This window comes from Actinomadura montaniterrae, from assembly GCF_008923365.1.
In the GTDB taxonomy this organism is placed as follows: Bacteria; Actinomycetota; Actinomycetes; order Streptosporangiales; family Streptosporangiaceae; genus Spirillospora; species Spirillospora montaniterrae.
Genome location: NZ_WBMR01000048.1, coordinates 24,274 through 43,504, shown reverse-complemented (window position 1 = coordinate 43,504; position 19,231 = coordinate 24,274). Strand labels below are relative to the sequence as shown.

Sequence of the window (19,231 nt, the reverse complement as noted above, 5' to 3'; positions counted from 1 at the left end):
GTCGATTGGAGGCCCCTGATGCTCGGTCCCGTTCTCCTCGCCGCCGCGCGCAGCGATCGCATGCGCGGCCTCGTGACCTCCGTCCCGCTGACGCGGCGGGTCGTCGACCGGTTCGTCGCCGGGGAGGATCTGGACGCCGCCGTCCGGGCGGTGCGGGAGCTGACCGGGGACGGCCTGCGCGTCACGCTGGACCACCTGGGCGAGTACACGCGCGAGCGGGCGCAGGCGGAGGCCACGCGGGACGCCTACCTGGCCATGTTCGAGGTCTTCGCCGAGCAGGGGCTGGCCGTCGGCGCGGACGCGTCGGTGAAGCTGTCGGCGCTCGGGCAGGCGCTGCCCGGCGATCTCGCGCTCGACCACGCCCGGCAGATCTGCGCGGCGGCGGACCGGGCCGGCATGACGGTCACGCTGGACATGGAGGACCACACGACCGTGGACTCCACGCTGGAGATCCTCGGCAAGCTGCGCGCCGACTTCCCGTGGGCGGGCGTGGCGATCCAGGCGATGCTGCGCCGGACGGAGGGCGACCTGCGGGACCTGGCGCACGAGGGTTCGCGGGTCCGGCTCGTCAAGGGCGCCTACGCGGAGCCGGCGTCGGTCGCGTTCGAGAGCAAGGCCGAGATCGACCGGGCCTACGTGCGCGGGCTCCGGGTGCTCATGGCCGGCGACGGCTACCCGATGGTCGGCAGCCACGACCCGCGGCTGATCGACATCGCGCGGACGCTCGCCGTCGTGAACGACCGGTCCTCCGACTCGTACGAGTTCCAGATGCTGTACGGCATCCGTGCCGGTGAGCAGCGGCGGCTCGCGCAGGACCACCGGATGCGCGTCTACGTGCCGTACGGGAGCGACTGGTACGGCTACTTCATGCGCCGCCTGGCCGAGCGGCCCGCCAACCTCGTGTTCTTCCTTCGTTCGTTCGTCTCTCGCTGAGTAGGAGGCCCCTTTCATGGACGCCGTGACCACCGTTCCGACGCCCGCGAACGAGCCGGTGCGCGGGTACGCGCCCGGCAGCGCCGAACGGGCCCGGCTGGAGGCGAGGCTCGCCGAGCTGACCGCCGAGGCCCCGGTCGACCTGCCCATGACGATCGGCGGCGAGCGGCGGCTCGGCGCGGGCGCGAAGGTCGCCGTCGTCCAGCCGCACGCCCACGCGTCGGTGCTCGGCACGTTCGGGACCGCGACCGAGGACGACGCGCGCGACGCGATCGACGCCGCGCTGAAGGCGGCGCCGGCGTGGCGGGCGCTGCCGTTCGACGAGCGCGCCGCCGTCTTCCTGCGCGCCGCCGACCTGCTCGCCGGGCCGTGGCGGGAGACGATCCTCGCGGCGACGATGCTCGGGCAGTCCAAGACCGTCCAGCAGGCGGAGATCGACAGCCCGTGCGAGCTGGTCGACTTCTGGCGGTTCAACGTGAGCTTCGCGCGGCGGCTGCTCGCCGAGCAGCCGATCAGCAGCCCCGGCGTGTGGAACCGGTCGGACCTGCGGCCGCTGGAGGGGTTCGTGTACGCGATCACCCCGTTCAACTTCACCGCGATCGCCGCGAACCTGCCGACCGCGCCCGCGCTGATGGGCAACGTCGTGGTGTGGAAGCCGTCGCCGACGCAGACCTACGCGGCCGTCCTCACCATGCGGCTGCTGGAGGAGGCGGGGCTCCCGCCGGGCGTCATCAACCTCGTGACCGGGGACGGGCTGGCCGTCTCCGAGGTCGCGCTGGCCCATCCGGAGCTCGCCGGCATCCACTTCACGGGGTCGACGGCGACGTTCCAGCACCTGTGGAAGACGGTCGGGAACAACATCGAGAAGTTCCGGAGCTACCCGCGCCTCGTCGGCGAGACGGGCGGCAAGGACTTCGTCGTCGCGCACCCGTCCGCCGACCCGGACGTGCTGAAGACCGTCCTGGTGCGCGGCGCGTTCGAGTACCAGGGGCAGAAGTGCTCCGCCGCGTCCCGCGCGTACATCCCGCGCTCCATCTGGGAGAACGGGTTCAAGGAGCGGTTCGCGGACGAGGTCGAGGGCCTCACCATGGGCGACGTGTCCGACCTGTCGAACTTCATCGGCGCGGTGATCGACGAGCGGGCGTTCGCGAAGAGCAAGGCCGCGATCGACCGGGCGAAGGAGGACCCGTCGGTCGAGATCGTCGCCGGGGGTACCTATGACGACTCCGTCGGGTACTTCGTGCGGCCGACCGTCCTCGTGTCCGGCGACCCGGAGAACGAGATCTTCACGACCGAGTACTTCGGGCCGATCCTCGGCGTCCACGTCTACGACGACGACCGGTACGAGGAGATGCTCGCGCAGATGGAGTCGGTCGCCGGCTACGCGCTGACCGGCGCCGTCATCGCGACGGACCGGGCCGCGATCGCGCACGCGTCCGAGGTGCTGCGGTACGCCGCCGGCAACTTCTACGTCAACGACAAGCCGACCGGCGCCGTCGTCGGGCAGCAGCCGTTCGGCGGGGCGCGCGCGTCCGGCACCAACGACAAGGCCGGCTCGGTGTTCAACCTGCTGCGCTGGACGTCCCCGCGCTCGATCAAGGAGACGTTCGTCCCGCCGACCGACCACCGCTACCCGCACATGGGCTGACGGGGCGCGGCGCCCCGCGGCCGGACCCCCGGCCGGACCCGCCCGCGGCCGGACCCCGCCCCCGGCCGCGGGCGCGCGCATGTCAAATGGACAACACCGTTCGTCTGAATCCATAATCGGGGAGTGAGCGCGAAGGCCGCGGGGAGGCGGACATGACGGACGGGCCGCGGCTCGCCGCCGGAACGGAGCTCGACGGCCGGTACCGCCTGGAGAGCCTGATCGGCCGCGGCGGCATGGGCGAGGTCTGGCGCGCCCTCGACACCCGGCTGCGCCGCCCGGTCGCCGTCAAGGCGCTGCCCGCCGAGCTGGCGGACGTGCCCGGCGCGATGGAGCGGTTCGAGCGCGAGGCGGAGGCCACCGCCGCGCTCCAGCACCCCGGCATCACGGTCGTGTTCGACGTCGGCCGCACCGAGGACGGCCTCGCCTACCTGGTGATGGAGCTCCTCGAAGGAGAGGACCTCCAGACGCTCCTGCGGCGCCGCCCGGGCGGGCTGCCGGTCGCCGAGGCCGCCGGGCTCGCCGCCCAGGTCGCCGACGCCCTCGCCGCCGCCCACTCGCGCGGGATCGTGCACCGCGACATCAAGCCCGCGAACCTCTTCGTGCTCGCCGACGGGCGCCTCAAGCTCTGCGACTTCGGCATCGCCGGCCTCGCCGACGCCGCGACGCGGCTCACCCAGGACGGCGGGTCCGTCGGCACCCCGCTCTACATGGCCCCCGAGCAGTACCGCGGGGAGGCCGCCGACCACCGGTCCGACCTGTACGCGTTCGGGTGCGTCCTCCACGAGCTCCTCACCGGCGAACCTCCCTTCCGCTCCGGCTCCGGCCTGCCCGGCCTGATGTACGCGCACCTGAACGAGCCGCCGCCGCGGGTCGGCGCCGTCCGCCCGGACGTGCCGCCGCACCTGGAGCGGCTCGTCCTCGACCTCCTCGCGAAGGAGGTGGACCAGCGCCCGTCGAGCGCCGGCGCCGTCGCGGCGTTCCTCCGGACGGAGGGGCAGGGCACGCCGCTCCCGCCGCCGGCCGCGCCGCCTCCCGGCCCGCCTCCGGGCCCGCTTCCGGTGGGCTTCCCGGCGCCGGGGCTCCCGCCCCACGGCCCCTCGACGAACCCCGGCACGGCCGTCATGACCGCGCCGCACTCCGCCGGAGGCCGGCAGTCCCCGCGGCTGCTGATCGCGGCGGGTGCGGGGGTCGCCGCCCTCGTGGCCGCCGGCGCCCTCGCCGTCCTCGTCCTGCCGTCGGGCGGCGGGACGGGCGCCGGGCACGAGCCCGCCGACCCGGCCGTCCCGTCCGCGACCGCCGCCGCGTCCTCGGCCTCGGCGACCCCGTCCACCCCGGCGGTCCACAAGATCGTCTACAAGGTGACCGGCAGCGTGTCGCCCATCTCGGTCATGGTCATGCCCCCGGACGGCGGCATGACCAACCAGTCGGTCAAGCCTCCGTGGACCGCGACGTTCGAGGCGTCGCAGTTCAACTTCCTGAGCGTCGGCGGCAACACCGGGATCAAGTCCGGGACCATCCACTGCAGCATCACGCTGGACGGCAAGGTCATCCAGGAACGGTCCGCCAAGGGGCAGTTCGCCAGCGTCAACTGCATGCACCAGGGAGCCTTCTACGGCAACGGGTACGGGACCACCCCGTCCACGGGGTGAGCGCCCGGCTCAGCCGATCCCCGTCGCCGGCAGGCCGATCCACCCCCGCGTGAACGGGGACGCGATGCGCTGCGCGTTCTCCAGGTCCACACCGACGTGGGGATGGGCGCGGAGCAGCTCCTCCAGCGCGACGCGCGCTTGCAGCTTCGCCAGGTGCGAGCCGATGCAGAAATGGACGCCGCTGGAGAAGCCCAGGTGGCGCGGGATCTCCCGGGTGACGTCCAGGTCGCCGGCGGACGGGCCGAACTCCCGCTCGTCCCGGTTCGCGGCCCCGAACAGCATCATCACCTTCTGCCCCTCGGGGATCTCGATGCCGCGGACCGTGACCGGGCGCGTCGTCGTCCGGCCGAGCGCCTGCACGGACGCCTCCAGCCGCAGGAACTCCAGCAGCGCGTTCGGGATCAGCGAGGAGTCCGACGCGAGCCGCTCCCGCTGCGCGTGGTCGGTGTCCAGCAGCATCACGCCGTGCGAGATCAGGTTGGCGGTCGTGTCGTTCCCGCCCGCCACCATCACGAAGCAGAACCCGAGGATGTCCCAGTCGGTGAGGCGCTCCCCGTCCACCTCGGCCACCGTCAGCGCGCTGATCAGATCGTCGGACGGGTCGTCCCGGCGCGCCTGGATCACGCCGGTGAAGTACTCGAACATCTCCCCGACCGCGGCGACCGCGTCGTCCTTCAGCGCCTTCAGGTCGAACCCGTCGTCCTGCAGCGTCGTCAGCGCCCGCACCCACGGGGTGAACCGGGCCCGGTCCGCCTCCGGGACGCCGAGCAGGTGCGCCAGCGCGAACGTCGGCAGCGGCGCGGAGAAGTCCCGGTGCAGGTCGGGGGTGCCGCCGTCCGCCGCGTCGCGCTCCATCCGCGCGATGTTCTCCCGGACGAACCCGCGCAGCATGTCCTCCAGCGCCGCGATCCGGCGCGGCGTGAACCCGTGGCTCACGAGCCGGCGCAGGACGGTGTGCCGCGGCGGATCCAGCATCACGATCGTCGGCGCCAGGCCCAGCGTGCCGATCTCGTCCGGATAGAACGTCAGCCCCTGCGCGGACGAGAACGCCGCCGCGTCCCGCGTCGCCGCCCAGATGTCCTCGAACCGCGACAGCGCCCAGAACGGCGGGTCGTCGTGGTGGTGGACGGGGTCCTCGTCGCGGAGCCGCCGGTACGCCGGGTACGGGTCGGCCTGGAAGCCGGGATCGAACGGGTCGTAGACGTCCGCCATGGCGCGGCCCTCCGGGGGTTGGGGGTTGTAACGAGCACCGTTATTAACGCCCTCTGTTAGTATCACCGCGTGCCGAGAGACGCAAGCGCCACCCGAGACCGCCTCATCCGCGCCGGCGCCCGCCTCTTCGCCGCCGAAGGCATCGACGCCGCCCGCACCCGCGACATCGTCGCCCTCGCCGGACAAGGCAACGACTCCGCCATCACCTACCACTTCGGCTCCCGCGCCGGCCTCCTCGACGCCATCCTCCGCGCCGGCGTCCAGCGCATGGAACCCGCCCGCGCCGCCACCCTCCCCACCCTCCACCCCGCCGACCTCCACGGCATCGTCGCCGCCATCGTCGAACCCACCGCCGCCGAACTCCGCACCCCCGAAGGCCGCGACTTCCTCCGCATCACCGCCCAGCTCGCCGGCCGCGCCGGCATCCGCGGCCACCACGTCCCCCCCGTCATCGCCGGCACCGCCCTCACCCGCCAGCTCGACCTCCTCCAGACCGCCTGCCGCACCCGCCTCCCCGAACCCCGCGCCCTCGAACGCATCGCCGTCGCCATCGCCTTCCTCACCGCCGCCCTCGCCGACCGCACCGGCCGCATCGAACCCGGCCACCCCGACCCCACCCTCCTCGACCACGACGCCTTCGTCACCGACCTCACCGCCATGCTCACCGCCGCCCTGCAAGCCCCCGTACACGCCCCCGCAACACCCCGTCCCTAACCGGTTTGCGCAAGCAACCCCAGCCCCATAGAGTTAAGACATCACCGCGGGGTGGAGCAGTTCGGTAGCTCGCTGGGCTCATAACCCAGAGGTCGCAGGTTCAAATCCTGCCCCCGCTACGGGTCCTAGGGTCCTCCTGGTCGCAGACTTCGTCTGCTCCCCGGGAGGACCCTTCGCCGTTTACCGGGGGGACGACCCCCCGGGCCCCCCGGTGTGGGGGCTCCGCCCCCACGCCCCCGGGCGCGCTTCGCGCGCGTATGGGGCTTCGCCCCTTGCCCCCCTCGGGCTTCGCCCTTCGTCCTGCATGTGCGGGGTCTTGCTCTGCGCCCTGCATTTGGGGCTTCGCCCCTTGCCCCCTCGGGGTTCGCCCTTCGTTTAGGGGGTGGTGATTGGGGCTTAATGGTGGTTTTTTGTGTCCGAATTTAGAATGATCGACTGTTACGAACACGTTGTGGTCGGCGGGGTGGGGGCTGCTTAGACTGGGTGGTGCGAGCCCGGGGGGACGTGCATTCTCGCTCATCCGATGGGAGTGGAATGTCCTCGGAGGGTGGCCCCGAACGGCCGAACAGAGGCATTCAGAGACTGACTGTCCTGGGTATAGCGGTCACCTTGTTCGGGGTATTGGTCGGGGTGTACCACGGGTGGCTGCTCAGCCGGCCTTGGTGGGGGCAGGTGCTTTTCGTCGCCGGTTCCGTGGGTGCCTTTGTGGTGTCCGTTCCGGGCGGGTGGGCGAGGGTCAAGGCCGGCTTCGGCCGGGCCGTGGTGGCCGTCGCGGGTGTGGTCAAGTGGTCGTGGCCCGGGCTCGCGGCTGCGGCTTTTGCGGTACCGGCGGTTTTTGTCGTGCCGGGCCTGTCCGGTTCGGGTGGGTGCGGGGCCGACCTGCGGGTCGTCACCGATGCGGAGAACGTTGCGTCTTTGACCGCGGCGGCCCAGCGGTACGTGGCGGAGAAGGCGGAGCACGGGTGCCCGGGGATGACCGTCGACGTCGCGGGTGACGCGCCGACCGACGAGGTCAAGAACGGGTTCGCCCGGGGCTGGACGAGCCCGGACGGTGAGGACTGCTCCCTGGCCGCGCGGGCGACGCTCCTCGGCTCGCAGCCGGACGTCTGGATACCCGCCGCCCGGACAATCGCGGAGGGCATGCGGCCGTACGGCACCTGTTCGGCGAAACAGAACCCCCTGCGGGCGAAGGCCGACCTGGACATCGGCGGGTCCGTGGGGTCGTCCCCGGTGGTCATGGGGGTGTTCGGTGACGCGGACCGGCAGGATCTGGCGGGAGATCAGGGACGGCAGAGCCTGGCCGCGTTACTGCACGTGTTCAGCGCCGACCAGGTGCTGAATTCCGTCGCCCGGCCTTCCCCCGATACGTCGGATTCGGCGCTGCTGGCGACGCCGGTGCTGCACCAGGCGCTGCGGAACGGATGGGCCGGCGGCGACCGGGAACCGGTCGAGAAGATCCTCGACCAGAGCAGGATCACCGCCGGCGACGCGGCGTCGATGCTGTGCGCATTCCGCGACGACGACGCGGCCGGGAAGAATCCGCCCGGTGACGTCGCCGTCATTGTGCCCGAGGATCTGCTGGCGAGATACGACCACGGGGACGTGCTGACCGCGGGGACGGGCTGCCGCAGCGGGCCGCCATCGCAGAAATGGCGGCTCTTTCCCTATTACACGACGGACCTTCCGGTGCTCGACCACCCCTTCGTCCACGTTCGGTGGCCCGGAGAGGACACCGCCCGGCGTGACAAGGCGGTGGCGGACTTCCGGAAATGGCTCGACGGCGGGCAACTCGCACGGGAGGGGCTGCGCAGTGTTTCGGGAAAGCTCCCCACCGAGAACGGCGCGGTGCGGAGCCTGCGGGACGGTCACGTGGTCCCCGACGCGGTGCCGCCTCACCGTCTGCGCGGGGACGCCGGGTGCGTCGGGTCGCTGCAGGAGGTGAAGGACTGCTACGCCGGCGCGCGGCCCGCGTACCCGCTGAGCCTGCTGGTCGACGTCTCCGGCTCGATGGCGAATCCCGTGACCAAGGGCGGCCCGCGGCTCGGCCGCGCGCAGGACCTGGCGCTGCGCATCGTGGGCGACGTCCGGCCGACGGCCCCCACGTCGCTGTTCCTCTTCTCCGCCGTGACGAGGCCGGAGACCGGGCCGGTCGCCTCGTCCGGCAGCGAGGCGGCGCGTCCCGGCGTGCAGGCCGCGATCCAGCGGGCCGTCACCAACGGGCGGGACCTGGCCCTGACCACCGCGATCGAGCAGGCGGCCGGGCGGCTGCAGCGCGGCAAGCAGACGCTGGTGGTGCTGACCGACGGGCAGGCTCCCTCCACCAACCGCGACGCCGCCGCGCAGGCCCGCGACCTCGCCGGGCGGCTGCGGGCCGACAAGCCCGGGCTGCGCCTGCTGATCGTGCCGACCGGGCCGGGGGACTGCGGGGCCGAGCCCGTCGCGTCGATCGCCGCCGCCTTCGGCCCGGGGTCCTGCATCGGGAGGCCGCAGGCCGCCGTCGAGGACCTCGTGAGCCTCGTGATGGCCGACGTCTTCTGGGGGTGACGGTGCACGTCCTCGCAAGGCACAGGCGCCTCTTCTCGTCGCTGGCGGCGTTCGTCCTGCTGGTGGGCGCGGGCCTGGTGGTGCGGTGGTCGATGGGCTACCGCCCCCACTTCCACGGGTGCGGGAAGCACCGCGGCCTGACGATCGCGACGGACGTCGACGTCAGCCCGGACTTCCAGCGGCGGCGCCTGGTCGAGGACTGGAACAGGACGCACCCGAAGGAGCCGGCCGCCCTGATCGAGGTGGCGCGGTCGACGGACACGACGCGCAGCCAGATCGCCGCCGCCCTGGACGCGGGGAGCTGCGCCTACGACGTGCTGCTCGTCGACGTCGCCTGGCTGCCCGAATACGCCGAGCGCGGCTTCCTCGCGGAGGTCCGGGACTCCTGGATGGACGACCCGGCCGACTTCGTCCCGCAGACCATGGCGACGGGACGGTGGGACGGGCGCCAGTACGCGGTCCCGTGGTTCACCGACGCCGGCCTGCTGTACGTGCGGAAGGGGGAGAAGGCGCCGGGGTCGTGGGACGAGCTGCTCCGCCGGGGATACGCGGCGCAGCTCGAGAACTACGAGGGCCTCACCGCCAACGCGCTCGAGGTCATCTGGAACACCCAGGGCGCGGCGGTCCTCAGCGGCGACGCGGGCGGGGTGGACGTGAAGACCGCCCAGCAGATCCTCAGCGGGCTCGACCGCCTCGCCGGCGCCGGCCCGGCGCTGTCGGCGTCGCGCGCCTACATGGAGGACGGCTCTCTCGAGGCGTTCGCGAGCGGGCGCGCCCCGCTCATGCGCAACTGGCCGTTCGCGTTCAGGGCGCTCACCGCCGATCCGCGGGTCGGGAGCGGCTTCGACGTCGCGACGCTGCCGAAGCCCGGGCTCACGGTGCTCGGCGGATGGGACCTGGCGGTGTCCGCGCGGTCCGAGCACCGCGCGGAGGCGGGACGGCTCATCGACTTCCTCACCGGCAGGGACTCCCAGCACCGGCTGTTCGTCTGCGGCGGGTTCACGCCGACCCGGACCTCCGTCTTCGACGACGCGACGCCCTGCAAGGACCCGAAGTACACCTCGGGGGAACTGCCGGCGCCCGAGCGGTTCGCGCAGTTCGCGACCACCCTCAAGGCCGCGCTCTACCAGGCCCGGCTCCGCCCGGTCACGCCGTACTACGCGCAGTTCAGCGAGACGTTCCGCGGCTGCGTCGAGCAGGTGCTCAACGCCCGTGCCGGGGTCCGGGGCGCCGCCAGGCCGAGCCCCGGGACGCTCGCGAACGCGCTCACGGCCGCCTTGAAGGGCGAGCGGGGCGGCTGCTAGCGCGCGTTGTTGATGATCTCGGCGAGGCGGGCCGGGTGGGACAGGAACGCGGAGTGGCTGGAGGGGAGTTCGTGGACGTGGGCGGCTCGGGTGCTGAGGCTTTTCTGGACGCCTACGGCGGTTGCGCGGTCTTGTGTGCAGACGACGTAGGTGGACGGGATCGTCTTCCAGGCGACGGCGTTCGGGGACTGCTGCGCGAAGGGCGGAGCCATGGGGCGCAGGTGGCTCGCGGCCTCGCGCGGATCCGGGCAGTCGTGGAAGAGGACGTGCTCGGCGCGGTCGGGCTTGAAGGCGAGCAGGCCGTCGCCGGTGAAGTCGCAGTCGACCTCGGGGTTGACGTTCGGCTCGTCGCCGGCCTGGGCGCCGAAGCCCATGAGGGTCTCGCCCTCGCCGGCGTTGTAGGCGGCGACGTAGACGAGGTGCTTCACGGCGGGATGGTCCGCGGCCGCCTCGGTCGCGGGCATGCCGCCGTAGGAGTGGGCCACGAGGGTGACGTCGGAGTGCGCGTCCAGGACGTCGCGGATCGCGCGGGCGTCGTCGTGGAGGTCGCCGTGGGCGGGGCCGCAGCTGGGCAGGTCGACGGTGACGGCCGGCCCGTCCAGGCGGGGCGTCACGTCCCGCCAGTACCAGGGGCTGTGCCAGGCTCCGTGCACCAGGACGTAGGTCATGACCGGTCCTCTCGTCGGCGACGGAATCATCGTAGGACGATATGCCGGGGGCGTCGCGGGGCTGCCCGAAGGCGGACATAGCCTGGGCGTATGCGGAATGTGGTGGCGGGTGCGCTCGATGTCTGCTGCGTGCTGGTGTTCGTGGGGATCGGGCGCAGCTCGCATGACGAGGCCGGGAGCGTGACGGGCTTCCTCGGCACCGCGTGGCCTTTTCTGGTGGGGGTCGTGGCGGGATGGGCGCTGTCGCGGGCGTGGCGGCGCCGGGCCGACGCGGTGCCGGTGGGGGTCGGTGTCTGGCTGTCGACGGTCGTGGTGGGGATGGTCCTGCGGGTCGTTTCGGGGCAGGGGATCGCGTTCACGTTCGTGCTGGTCGCGCTCGCTTTCCTGGGGCTGGTGCTGGTCGGGTGGCGGGGCGTCGCGCGGGCCGCGCAGGCCCTCCGGGGTGACAAACCCGAGCGTGTCTGAGTTGTTGGATCTCTCCAAATGACCGGGTGGTCTGTTTGCCGGTCGGCCCGGTTGACGCCGGGCGCGCGGTGCTGGTGAAGTTACCCGCGAGTCACGTGGGTGACCGAGCAAGCATGTCTGAAGGGGACACGATGGCATCTGCGCTGCGGGACTGGCTGGACAAGCCGAACACCGGACGCGGCGTCCACCTCGCGGCCGACGACGGCGGCTGGGACTTCCGCGGCTACGGTGAGCTGGCCTCCGCCGCGCGCCGCACGGCCGGAGCGCTGATCGAGGAGGGCGTCCGCCCCGGCGACGTCGTCTGCCTGATCCTGCCCACGGACTTCACCTGCATCGAGACCTACTTCGGCGTGTGGGCCGCGGGCGCCACCGTCTGCCTGATCACCCCGCCGCTGTTCCAGGACGGCGACGACTACGTCGCGCACGTCGCCGCGATCCTGCGGCAGGCGAAGCCGGTGCTGGTCGCCGCGTCCACCGACCTCGCGGACTACGCGGGCCGGGCCATGGCGCAGGCCGGCCTCCCCGGCGAGCCGTGGCTGCCGCGGCAGGCGGCGGCCGAGGCCGAGGTGCAGCCCGCCGGCGAGCTGGCGCTGCTGCAGTTCACCTCCGGGTCCAGCGGCGCGCCGCGCGGCGTCATGGTCACCTGGGACAACCTGGAGGCCAACAGCGAGCTGATCGCCCGATCGGCCGGGTTCGAGGACGACGACGTCGTCGCGTCGTGGCTGCCGCTGTACCACGACATGGGCCTGATCGGCTGCTTCCTCACGCCGATCGCCCGGCAGGGGATGCTGCGGCTGATGCGTCCCGACCACTTCATCCGCGACCCGGCACGCTGGATCCGGTGCTTCGCCGAGGCGCAGCACACCGCGGCGCCGCCGTTCGCCTACGCGTACTGCGCGCGGCGCGTGAAGCCGGAGCAGCTGGAGGGCCTCGACCTGTCCGGCTGGAAGATGGCGCTGATCGGCGCGGAGCCCATCGACCCGCACTCGCTGGAGGTGTTCGCCGAGCTGCTGGAGCCGTTCGGGTTCTCCCGGACGGCGTTCCGCCCGGCGTACGGGATGGCGGAGACGACGCTGCTCGTCACGATGGACAAGGAGCTGCGCGACCCGCTGGCCGTCCGGCCCGACCCGGAGTCGCTGTCGTTCGGCACGCCCGTGCGGATCCTGGAGCAGCACTCGCTCGGGCGGCGATCGCTCGGCGCGAAGGCCGGGTGGATCGTCGGCTGCGGGACGCCCGAGGAGGACGTGCCCGTCCGGATCGTCGACGACGAGGGCCGGGCGATGCCGGAGGGCGTGCTCGGCGAGATCGTCGTGGGCGGCGCGTCGGCGTGCCCCGGCTACTTCGCGGGCGCCGAGGCCAAGTCGACGCGGTTCATCGACGGCGAGGTGTACACCGGCGACGCGGGCTTCTTCCACGAGGGCCAGCTGTTCGTGCTGGGGCGGATGGGCGACAGCATCAAGGTGCGCGGCCGGTCCGTCTACGTCGAGGACCTCGAATCGAAGATCGCCGAGGTGTCCGGGCTCGGCAAGGGCCGCATCGTGGTCGTCGGGGTGCCGGGCGCCGGTCAGAAGGGCCTCGCGCTGTTCGCCGAGACGCTCGACGACGCGTGGGTGCCCGAGGTGCGCGAGACGCTGCGCCGCCGGGTCGGCGAGGACGTCGAGGTGACGATCGTGGTCGGCACCGGGCTGATCCAGCGCACGTCCAGCGGCAAGCCCCGCCGCCGGTACATGTGGGAGCGGCTCAAGGACGGGAAGATGGACGGCGCGCGCGTCGTGCCGTAGCCCGCTTCGCGTGCGGAAAGGGCCGGCGCTGTGAAGTCAGCCTCTGTACGGGGCGTCCAATTGCTAAAGCCGGTGATAACGGACAACATGGGTTGACGCTCTGAGAGGTCGACGATGCCGTCTGTTGCCACGACGCTTTTTCGCCTGGGCTCCCGCCTCGGCTCCACCGCCCAGAACGCGCTCGAGGTCGCCCGTTTCGGCGGCCTCGACACCGAGGAGGACGCCTCCCCGTTCGAGGTGGTGGCCGAGCAGCGGGTGTACCGGCTCCGGCACTACTTCCCGGAGTCGGCGGACGGTCCGGTGGTGCTGCTCGTCCCGCCGCTGATGATCACCGCCGAGGTGTACGACATCTCCTCGCGGGTCAGCGCGGTCGGCGTGCTGCGCGACCTCGGCGTGGACCCGTGGGTGGTCGACTTCGGCGCGCCCGAGCGCGAGCCCGGCGGGCTGGAGCGGACCGTCACCGACCACGTGGTGGCGGTCAGCGACGCGATCGACCGGGTCCGCGCGATCACCGGCCGGGACGTCCACCTCGCCGGGTACTCGCAGGGCGGCATGTTCGTCTACCAGGCGGCGGCGTACCGGCGCAGCGAGGGCGTGGCGTCGATCGTGACGTTCGGCAGCCCGTCCGACACCAGCGTGGGGCTGCCGTTCGGGCTGCCGAGCTGGATCGCGACGGAGGGCGCCGAGCGGATCCCGGACTGGATGCTCGGCGGGTTCGCGGTGCCGGGCTGGGTGACGCGGCTGGGGTTCCAGCTGCTCAGCCCGGTGAAGTCGGTGCGGTCGCGGGCCGAGTTCATCATGCAGCTGCACGACCGGGAGCGGCTCGCGCCGCGCGAGCGGCAGCGCCGGTTCCTGGAGCGGGAGGGCTGGGTGTCATGGCCCGGCCCGGCGCTCGCGGAGTTCATCCGGCAGTTCATCCAGCACAACCGGATGCTGACGGGCGGGTTCGTGATCGGCGACCGGCTGGTCACGCTCGCCGACATCACCTGCCCGGTGCTGACATTCGTCGGCGAGGTCGACGAGATCGCGGCGCCGCCGATGGTGCGCGGGATCCGGCGGGCCGCGCCGCGCGCCCAGGTGTACGAGGCGTGCCTGCGGGCCGGGCATTTCGGGCTCGTGGTGGGCAGCCTCGCGATCTCGCGGACGTGGCCGTCGGTGGCGGCGTGGGTGCGCTGGCGCGAGGGCGGCGGGGAGCTGCCGGAGATCGTCGCGCCGGTGACCGGGGACGAGGAGGCGCCGCCCGCGTCGCTGCCCGGCGGCCCCGCGGGCTACGGGCTCCAGCTGGCGATGGGCATCGGGACGAGCGCGGCGCGCTCGGCGCTGCGGACGGCGGCGCGGGCCGTCCAGGGGACGCGGCAGCTGACCGGGGAGGCCGCGCAGAACCTGCCGCGCCTCGCCCGGCTGGAGCGGATCCACTCCGACACGCGGATGTCGATGGGGCTGCTCCTGGACGAGCAGGCCCGGCGCATGCCGGAGGAGGTGTTCTTCCTCTACCAGGGGCGCGCCCACACCCACGACGCGGCGAAGCGGCGCATCGACGCGGTCGTGCGGGGGCTGATCGACATCGGCGTCCGGCACGGCGACGCCGTGGGCGTGCTGATGGGGACGCGGCCGTCGGCGCTGGCGCTGGTCGCGGCGCTGAGCCGGCTCGGCGCCGTCGCGGTGCTGCTGCGCCCGGACGGGGACCCGGCGGCCGAAGCCCGGCTGAGCGGGGTCACCCGCGTGATCGCCGACCCCGAGCACGCGGCGCGGGCCGCCCGCTTGGACGGCGTCGAGGGCTACCTGCTCGGCGGCGGGGGACGCGGTGACCGGCAGCAGGATGGGCGGCAGGGCGCGCGCGGGCCGCTGACCGACATGGAGCTGATCGACCCGGACACCGTGGAGCTGCCGCGCTGGTACCGGCCGAACCCCGGGCGCGCCGGCGACCTCGCGTTCGTGATCTTCAGCGGGGACGGCGAGCACCTGCGCGCGAACCGGATCACCAACCGGCGGTGGGCGCTGTCGGCGTTCGGCACGGCCTCGTCCGCGGCGCTGTCCCCGGCCGACACCGTCTACAGCATCACGCCGCTGCAGCACCCGTCCGCGCTGCTGATGAGCCTCGGCGGCGCCGTCGCGGGCGGCGCGCGGCTCGCGCTCGCCAGCGGCTACGACCCGGCGACGTTCTGGGACGAGGCGCGCCGCTACGGGGTGACCGTCGCGTCCTACACCTGGACGCTGCTGCGCGACCTGGTGAACGCGCCGCCGAACCCGGCGGAGCGCTACCACGCGGTGCGGCTGTTCATCGGGTCGGGGATGCCGCGGAACCTGTGGCGGCGGGTCGAGGACCGGTTCGCGCCCGCGCGGGTGCTGGAGTTCTACGCCTCGACCGAGGGCGAGGCGATCCTGGTCAACCTCAGCGGCAAGAAGCCCGGCTCGCTCGGCCGCCCGCTGCCCGGCAGCGCCGAGGTGCGGCTCGCCCGCTACGACCTGGAGAGCGGGCGCCTCGTCCAGGGGCCGGACGGCCTCGGGGTCGAGTGCGAGCCCGGCGAGATCGGCATGCTGCTCGCCCGGGTCCGCCCGTCGGCGCTCGGGTCGGCGGCGCGGCCGGTGCGCGGGGTGTTCCGTCCCGAGGACGCGTGGACGATCACCGGCGACCTGTTCCGGCGCGACGCCGACGGCGACTTCTGGCTGGTCGGGCGGGACGCGGAGCTGATCCGCACGGCGGAGGGGATCGTCCCGCCGGGGCCGATCCGGGACGCGCTCGGCGACCTGCCGTACATCGACATCGTCGCGGTCTACGGCGTCCCGGTCGGCGACACCGAGCTCGCGGCGGCGGCCGTCAGCCTGCGCGGAGTGGCCGAGCTGAAGCCGGTGGACCTGTCGGAGGCGCTGCTGCGGGTCGAGCCGGGGCTGCGGCCGTCGATCGTCCGGGTGGTGGACGAGGTGCCCGTCACGGCGGGGCGGCGGCTGCGGACGGCGCCGCTGCGCGCGGAGGGCGTCCCGGCGGCGGCGGACGGGCGGACGTACTACCGGGACCGGGCGGGCGCGTACCGGCCGCTGACGGAGGCGGCGCGGCGGCGGCTGCTGCGCGCGCCCGCGTCCGGCGGCGTAACTCACCTTCCGTAAGTCTGGACTTACGGGCGTCCGTTGCGTTACAACAAAGCGACAGAAACTGCACTTTTGTTGCACGCCGCCCCGGCCCCCGCCCGGGCGGCGCGTCCGGAGGGTTCATGACGAGCGTGCTCGCGCCGCCGCCGGAGGGCAGCGGACTCAAGGCGGTCCCCGGCGTCCCCGGAATCCCGTACGTCGGCAACACCCTCAGCGTGATGCGCGACCCCATCGGGATGGCCCGGCGCCGCTACGAGGAGTACGGCCCGATCGCGTGGGGCTGGCTGCTCGGCATGCGGACCTGCACCGTCCAGGGGCCGGAGGCCGCCGAGGCCGTCCTGGTCAACCGGGACAAGGCGTTCGCGAACGGGCCCGCCTGGAGCTACTTCATCGGGCCGTTCTTCCACCGCGGCATCATGCTCCTCGACTTCGAGGAGCACCTGCACCACCGCCGCATCATGCAGCAGGCGTTCACCCGGCCCCGCCTCCAGGCGTACATGGAGGCGATGGCGCCCGGCATCGTCCGCGGCGTCGAGGCGTGGGACGCCCGCTCCGGCTTCAAGGTCTACGACCACGTCAAGCAGCTCACCCTCGACCTCGCCACGGACGTCTTCATGGGCGTCGAGCTGGACCGCGCCGAGGCCGACCGCGTCAACGGCGCGTTCATCGACGCCGTCCGCGCCGGCACCGCCTACGTCCGGTTCAACGTCCGCGGCCTGCGCTGGAACAAGGGCCTGCGGGCGCGCCGGGAGCTGGAGGCGTTCTTCTACCAGCACCTCCCCGCCAAGCGCCGGGACGGCGGCGACGACCTGTTCGCGGCCCTGTGCGAGGCGGAGACCGACGACGGGCAGCGCTTCACCGACGAGGACGTCGTCAACCACATGATCTTCGCGCTGATGGCGGCGCACGACACCACCACCATCACGCTCACCACCATGGCGTACTACCTCGCCAAGTACCCCGAATGGCAGGAGCGGCTGCGCGACGAGACGTTCGCGCTCGCCGAGCGGCTCGGCCGGCCGTCGCTGGAGTACGCCGACCTCGACGCGCTGACCGGCATCGACATGGTGATGAAGGAGTCGCTGCGGATGGTCCCGCCCGTCCCCGCGCTGCCGCGCCGGGTCGTCAAGGACACCTCGATCCTCGGCTACCACATCCCCGCCGGCACGACCGTCGTCGTCCCGATGCTCAGCAACCACCACATGTCCCAGTGGTGGAAGGACCCCGACACGTTCGACCCCGAGCGGTTCTCGCCGGACCGCCGCGAGGACAAGGTGCACAAGTACGCGTGGTCCCCGTTCGGCGGCGGCGCCCACAAGTGCATCGGCATGTACTTCGCGGGGATGCAGGTGAAGACGATCCTGCACCAGGTGCTGCAGCGGTACCGGTGGGGCGTGCCCGCGCGGTACGAATGGCCGCTGGACACCACGTCGCTGCCGTCCCCGAAGGACGGCCTGCCCGTCCGCCTCGACCGCCTCTAGGAGGCCGCATGAGCAAGGTCATCGCGATCACCGGCGCGGCGCGCGGCATCGGCCTCGCGACCGCCCGCGCGCTCAAGGCCCGGGGCGCCGCCGTCGTGATCGGCGACATCGACGAGGCCGCCGTCAAGGAGGCGGGCGAGTCGCTGGGGGTCGCCGCCTTCCCCCTCGACGTGACGGCGCGCGAGTCGTTCGAGGCCTTCCTGGCGAACGCCGAGGACGCGGCCGGGCCGCTGGACGTCCTGGTGAACAACGCCGGGATCATGCCGATCGGGCCCGTCACCGACGAGAGCGACGCCGACGCCCGCCGCTGCCTGGACATCAACGTGCACGGCGTCATGCTCGGCACGAAGCTCGCGCTGGGCCGGATGCTGCCGCGCGGCCGCGGCCACGTGATCAACGTGGCGTCCGTCGCCGGAGTGCTGCCGACGCCCGGCCTCGCGCTCTACAACGCCAGCAAGTCGGCGGTGGTCGCGTTCACCGAAGCCGCGCGGCTGGAGGTCCAGGGCAAGGGCGTGCACGTCAGCGCGGTGCTGCCGACGTTCACCAACACCGACCTGATCGCGGGGACGCGCAGCCCGAAGGGGATGCGCAACTGCGAGCCGGAGGAGATCGCCGCCGCCGTCGCGGACCTGATCGCGCGCCCGCGCCCCCAGGCCGTCGTCCCGAAGGCCCTCGGCCGCCAGATCCGGTTCGGCGCCCTGCTCCCGGACCGCCTCAGGCAGGCCGTCTCCCGCCGCTACGGCCTCGACACCCTCTTCCTCGACTACGACCCCGAGGCCCGCAAGGCCTACGACGCCCGGATCCGCTCCGCCCCGTGACGGGTGCGGGCCCGGCGGCGGGCCGCGCGGGCCTGGGGGAAGTAGCGGACGGTCTCCGGAAGCAGCGGCCACAGCGCGTTGCCGCGGCGGACGATCGCCGCGAACCGGCGGTACCGGCGCTCGTCGGCCGCGCTCCACGGCAGCTCCAGCAGCTCGCGCATCCGGGGGTGCAGGCCGCCGACCGTGACGAACCGGGCGACCGCGTTCAGCGGCGGCGACACCGCCCGCCACACCGGCGCCGGGACCTTCGGCGGCGCGGGCAGGCCCTTGGTCACGTAGCCGACGCCGTACCGGGCGGTCTTGTGCGCGACGATCTCCTCGTCGAGCATCCGCTTCCAGTACGCCTGGAACGCCTCCCAGTCGTCCGGCATGGCCCGGTCGCTGACCCCGTACATGCGGAACCAGGTCTTGGACTCGTCGTAGATGCGGCGCTTCTCGTCCTCGCCGAGCGGCCGCACGAACGTCTCGATCCCGTAGAGCATCGTGTCGAGGAAGGTGGCGTGCGCCCAGTAGTAGGTCTCGGGGTCGAGCGCGTGGTAGCGGGAGCCGTCCGGCATCGTCCCCTTGATGTCGACGTGGAAGTCGCGGACCTTGCGCCCCGTCTCGGGGGACAGGTCGCCGCCGTAGACGGTGTCGAGGATCGGCCCGGCGGAGCGCTTGAGCCGCGCGAACGTCTCCGAGAAGAACACCGAGTGGTCCAGGACGCCCTGGCCGAGCGCCGGGAGCATGTTCTGCAGCACCGCGGCGCGCGGGCCGACCAGCAGCATCCGGGTGTCGCCGAAGTACCGCCAGGTCAGCGAGCCGGGGCCGAGAGGGGTGGGCGCTGGGTCGGGCATGGGCACCGCCGAGGGGGACGAGTGTGGAACAGAACGACGATAATTGTAGCTGTGTTGCGCAGAATGTCACGGAACCGGCCCCGGGGCCGGT

General features: G+C 72.9%; 14 protein-coding genes and 1 tRNA gene. 12 read left to right on the top strand and 3 right to left on the bottom strand.

Annotated elements, in window-relative coordinates; genetic code table 11:
* Positions 1–18: 18 nt before the first annotated feature.
* The 3 genes from F9B16_RS18670 to F9B16_RS18660 all read left to right on the top strand — a co-directional run bounded on the left by F9B16_RS18670 (position 19) and on the right by F9B16_RS18660 (position 4,230).
* Positions 19–933, top strand: coding sequence for a proline dehydrogenase family protein (locus F9B16_RS18670; RefSeq protein ID WP_151541369.1), 915 nt, complete (start codon positions 19–21; stop codon positions 931–933).
* Between the two features lie 16 nt (positions 934–949).
* Positions 950–2,581: an L-glutamate gamma-semialdehyde dehydrogenase gene (pruA, locus tag F9B16_RS18665; protein WP_151541368.1), complete on the top strand. Its 1,632-nt coding sequence runs from the start codon at positions 950–952 to the stop codon at positions 2,579–2,581.
* Between the two features lie 152 nt (positions 2,582–2,733).
* Positions 2,734–4,230 carry a serine/threonine-protein kinase gene (locus tag F9B16_RS18660; RefSeq protein ID WP_151541367.1) on the top strand — a complete coding sequence of 499 codons (1,497 nt, stop codon included), beginning with the start codon at positions 2,734–2,736 and terminating at the stop codon, positions 4,228–4,230.
* A 9-nt stretch (positions 4,231–4,239) separates the two neighbouring features.
* Here the strand turns inward: F9B16_RS18660 and F9B16_RS18655 are convergent, their stop codons facing one another.
* Entirely contained in the window at positions 4,240–5,442 is a 1,203-nt protein-coding gene (locus F9B16_RS18655; protein WP_151541366.1) for a cytochrome P450, read from the bottom strand.
* Positions 5,443–5,511: 69 nt separating this feature from the next.
* Between F9B16_RS18655 and F9B16_RS18650 the strand changes: the two genes are divergently transcribed.
* From F9B16_RS18650 to F9B16_RS18635, 4 genes are all read left to right on the top strand, one after another.
* On the top strand, positions 5,512–6,156 hold the full coding sequence (locus F9B16_RS18650; RefSeq protein ID WP_151541365.1) for a TetR/AcrR family transcriptional regulator: 645 nt from the start codon (positions 5,512–5,514) through the stop codon (positions 6,154–6,156).
* Between the two features lie 45 nt (positions 6,157–6,201).
* A tRNA-Met gene (locus F9B16_RS18645) sits at positions 6,202–6,275 on the top strand.
* A gap of 796 nt (positions 6,276–7,071) precedes the next feature.
* Complete coding sequence (locus tag F9B16_RS18640; RefSeq protein WP_192808854.1) at positions 7,072–8,700, top strand: VWA domain-containing protein; 1,629 nt, start codon at positions 7,072–7,074, stop codon at positions 8,698–8,700.
* Complete coding sequence (locus F9B16_RS18635; protein WP_151541363.1) at positions 8,697–10,004, top strand: extracellular solute-binding protein; 1,308 nt, start codon at positions 8,697–8,699, stop codon at positions 10,002–10,004. Before F9B16_RS18640 ends, F9B16_RS18635 begins: the two co-directional genes overlap by 4 nt.
* Here F9B16_RS18635 and F9B16_RS18630 read toward each other — a convergent pair.
* Positions 10,001–10,672 (bottom strand): alpha/beta fold hydrolase, encoded by a 672-nt coding sequence (locus F9B16_RS18630; protein ID WP_151541362.1) that lies wholly within the window; start codon positions 10,670–10,672, stop codon positions 10,001–10,003. The genes F9B16_RS18635 and F9B16_RS18630 overlap by 4 nt on opposite strands.
* 90 nt (positions 10,673–10,762) lie before the next feature.
* Here F9B16_RS18630 and F9B16_RS18625 point away from each other — a divergent pair, with 90 nt between their 5' ends.
* The 5 genes from F9B16_RS18625 to F9B16_RS18605 all read left to right on the top strand — a co-directional run bounded on the left by F9B16_RS18625 (position 10,763) and on the right by F9B16_RS18605 (position 18,304).
* Positions 10,763–11,137 (top strand): DUF3054 domain-containing protein, encoded by a 375-nt coding sequence (locus F9B16_RS18625; RefSeq protein WP_151541361.1) that lies wholly within the window; start codon positions 10,763–10,765, stop codon positions 11,135–11,137.
* A gap of 131 nt (positions 11,138–11,268) precedes the next feature.
* Entirely contained in the window at positions 11,269–12,918 is a 1,650-nt protein-coding gene (locus tag F9B16_RS18620) for an AMP-binding protein (protein WP_151541360.1), read from the top strand.
* Between the two features lie 114 nt (positions 12,919–13,032).
* The gene (locus tag F9B16_RS18615; protein ID WP_151541359.1) at positions 13,033–16,023 is read left to right on the top strand and encodes an AMP-binding protein; all 2,991 of its coding nucleotides are present in this window, start codon (positions 13,033–13,035) and stop codon (positions 16,021–16,023) included.
* Positions 16,024–16,127: 104 nt separating this feature from the next.
* The gene (locus F9B16_RS18610; protein WP_151541358.1) at positions 16,128–17,486 is read left to right on the top strand and encodes a cytochrome P450; all 1,359 of its coding nucleotides are present in this window, start codon (positions 16,128–16,130) and stop codon (positions 17,484–17,486) included.
* A gap of 8 nt (positions 17,487–17,494) precedes the next feature.
* Positions 17,495–18,304 (top strand): SDR family oxidoreductase, encoded by an 810-nt coding sequence (locus F9B16_RS18605; RefSeq protein ID WP_151541357.1) that lies wholly within the window; start codon positions 17,495–17,497, stop codon positions 18,302–18,304.
* Here the strand turns inward: F9B16_RS18605 and F9B16_RS18600 are convergent.
* Entirely contained in the window at positions 18,274–19,140 is an 867-nt protein-coding gene (locus F9B16_RS18600) for an oxygenase MpaB family protein (protein ID WP_151541356.1), read from the bottom strand. The genes F9B16_RS18605 and F9B16_RS18600 overlap by 31 nt on opposite strands.
* Positions 19,141–19,231: the final 91 nt, after the last annotated feature.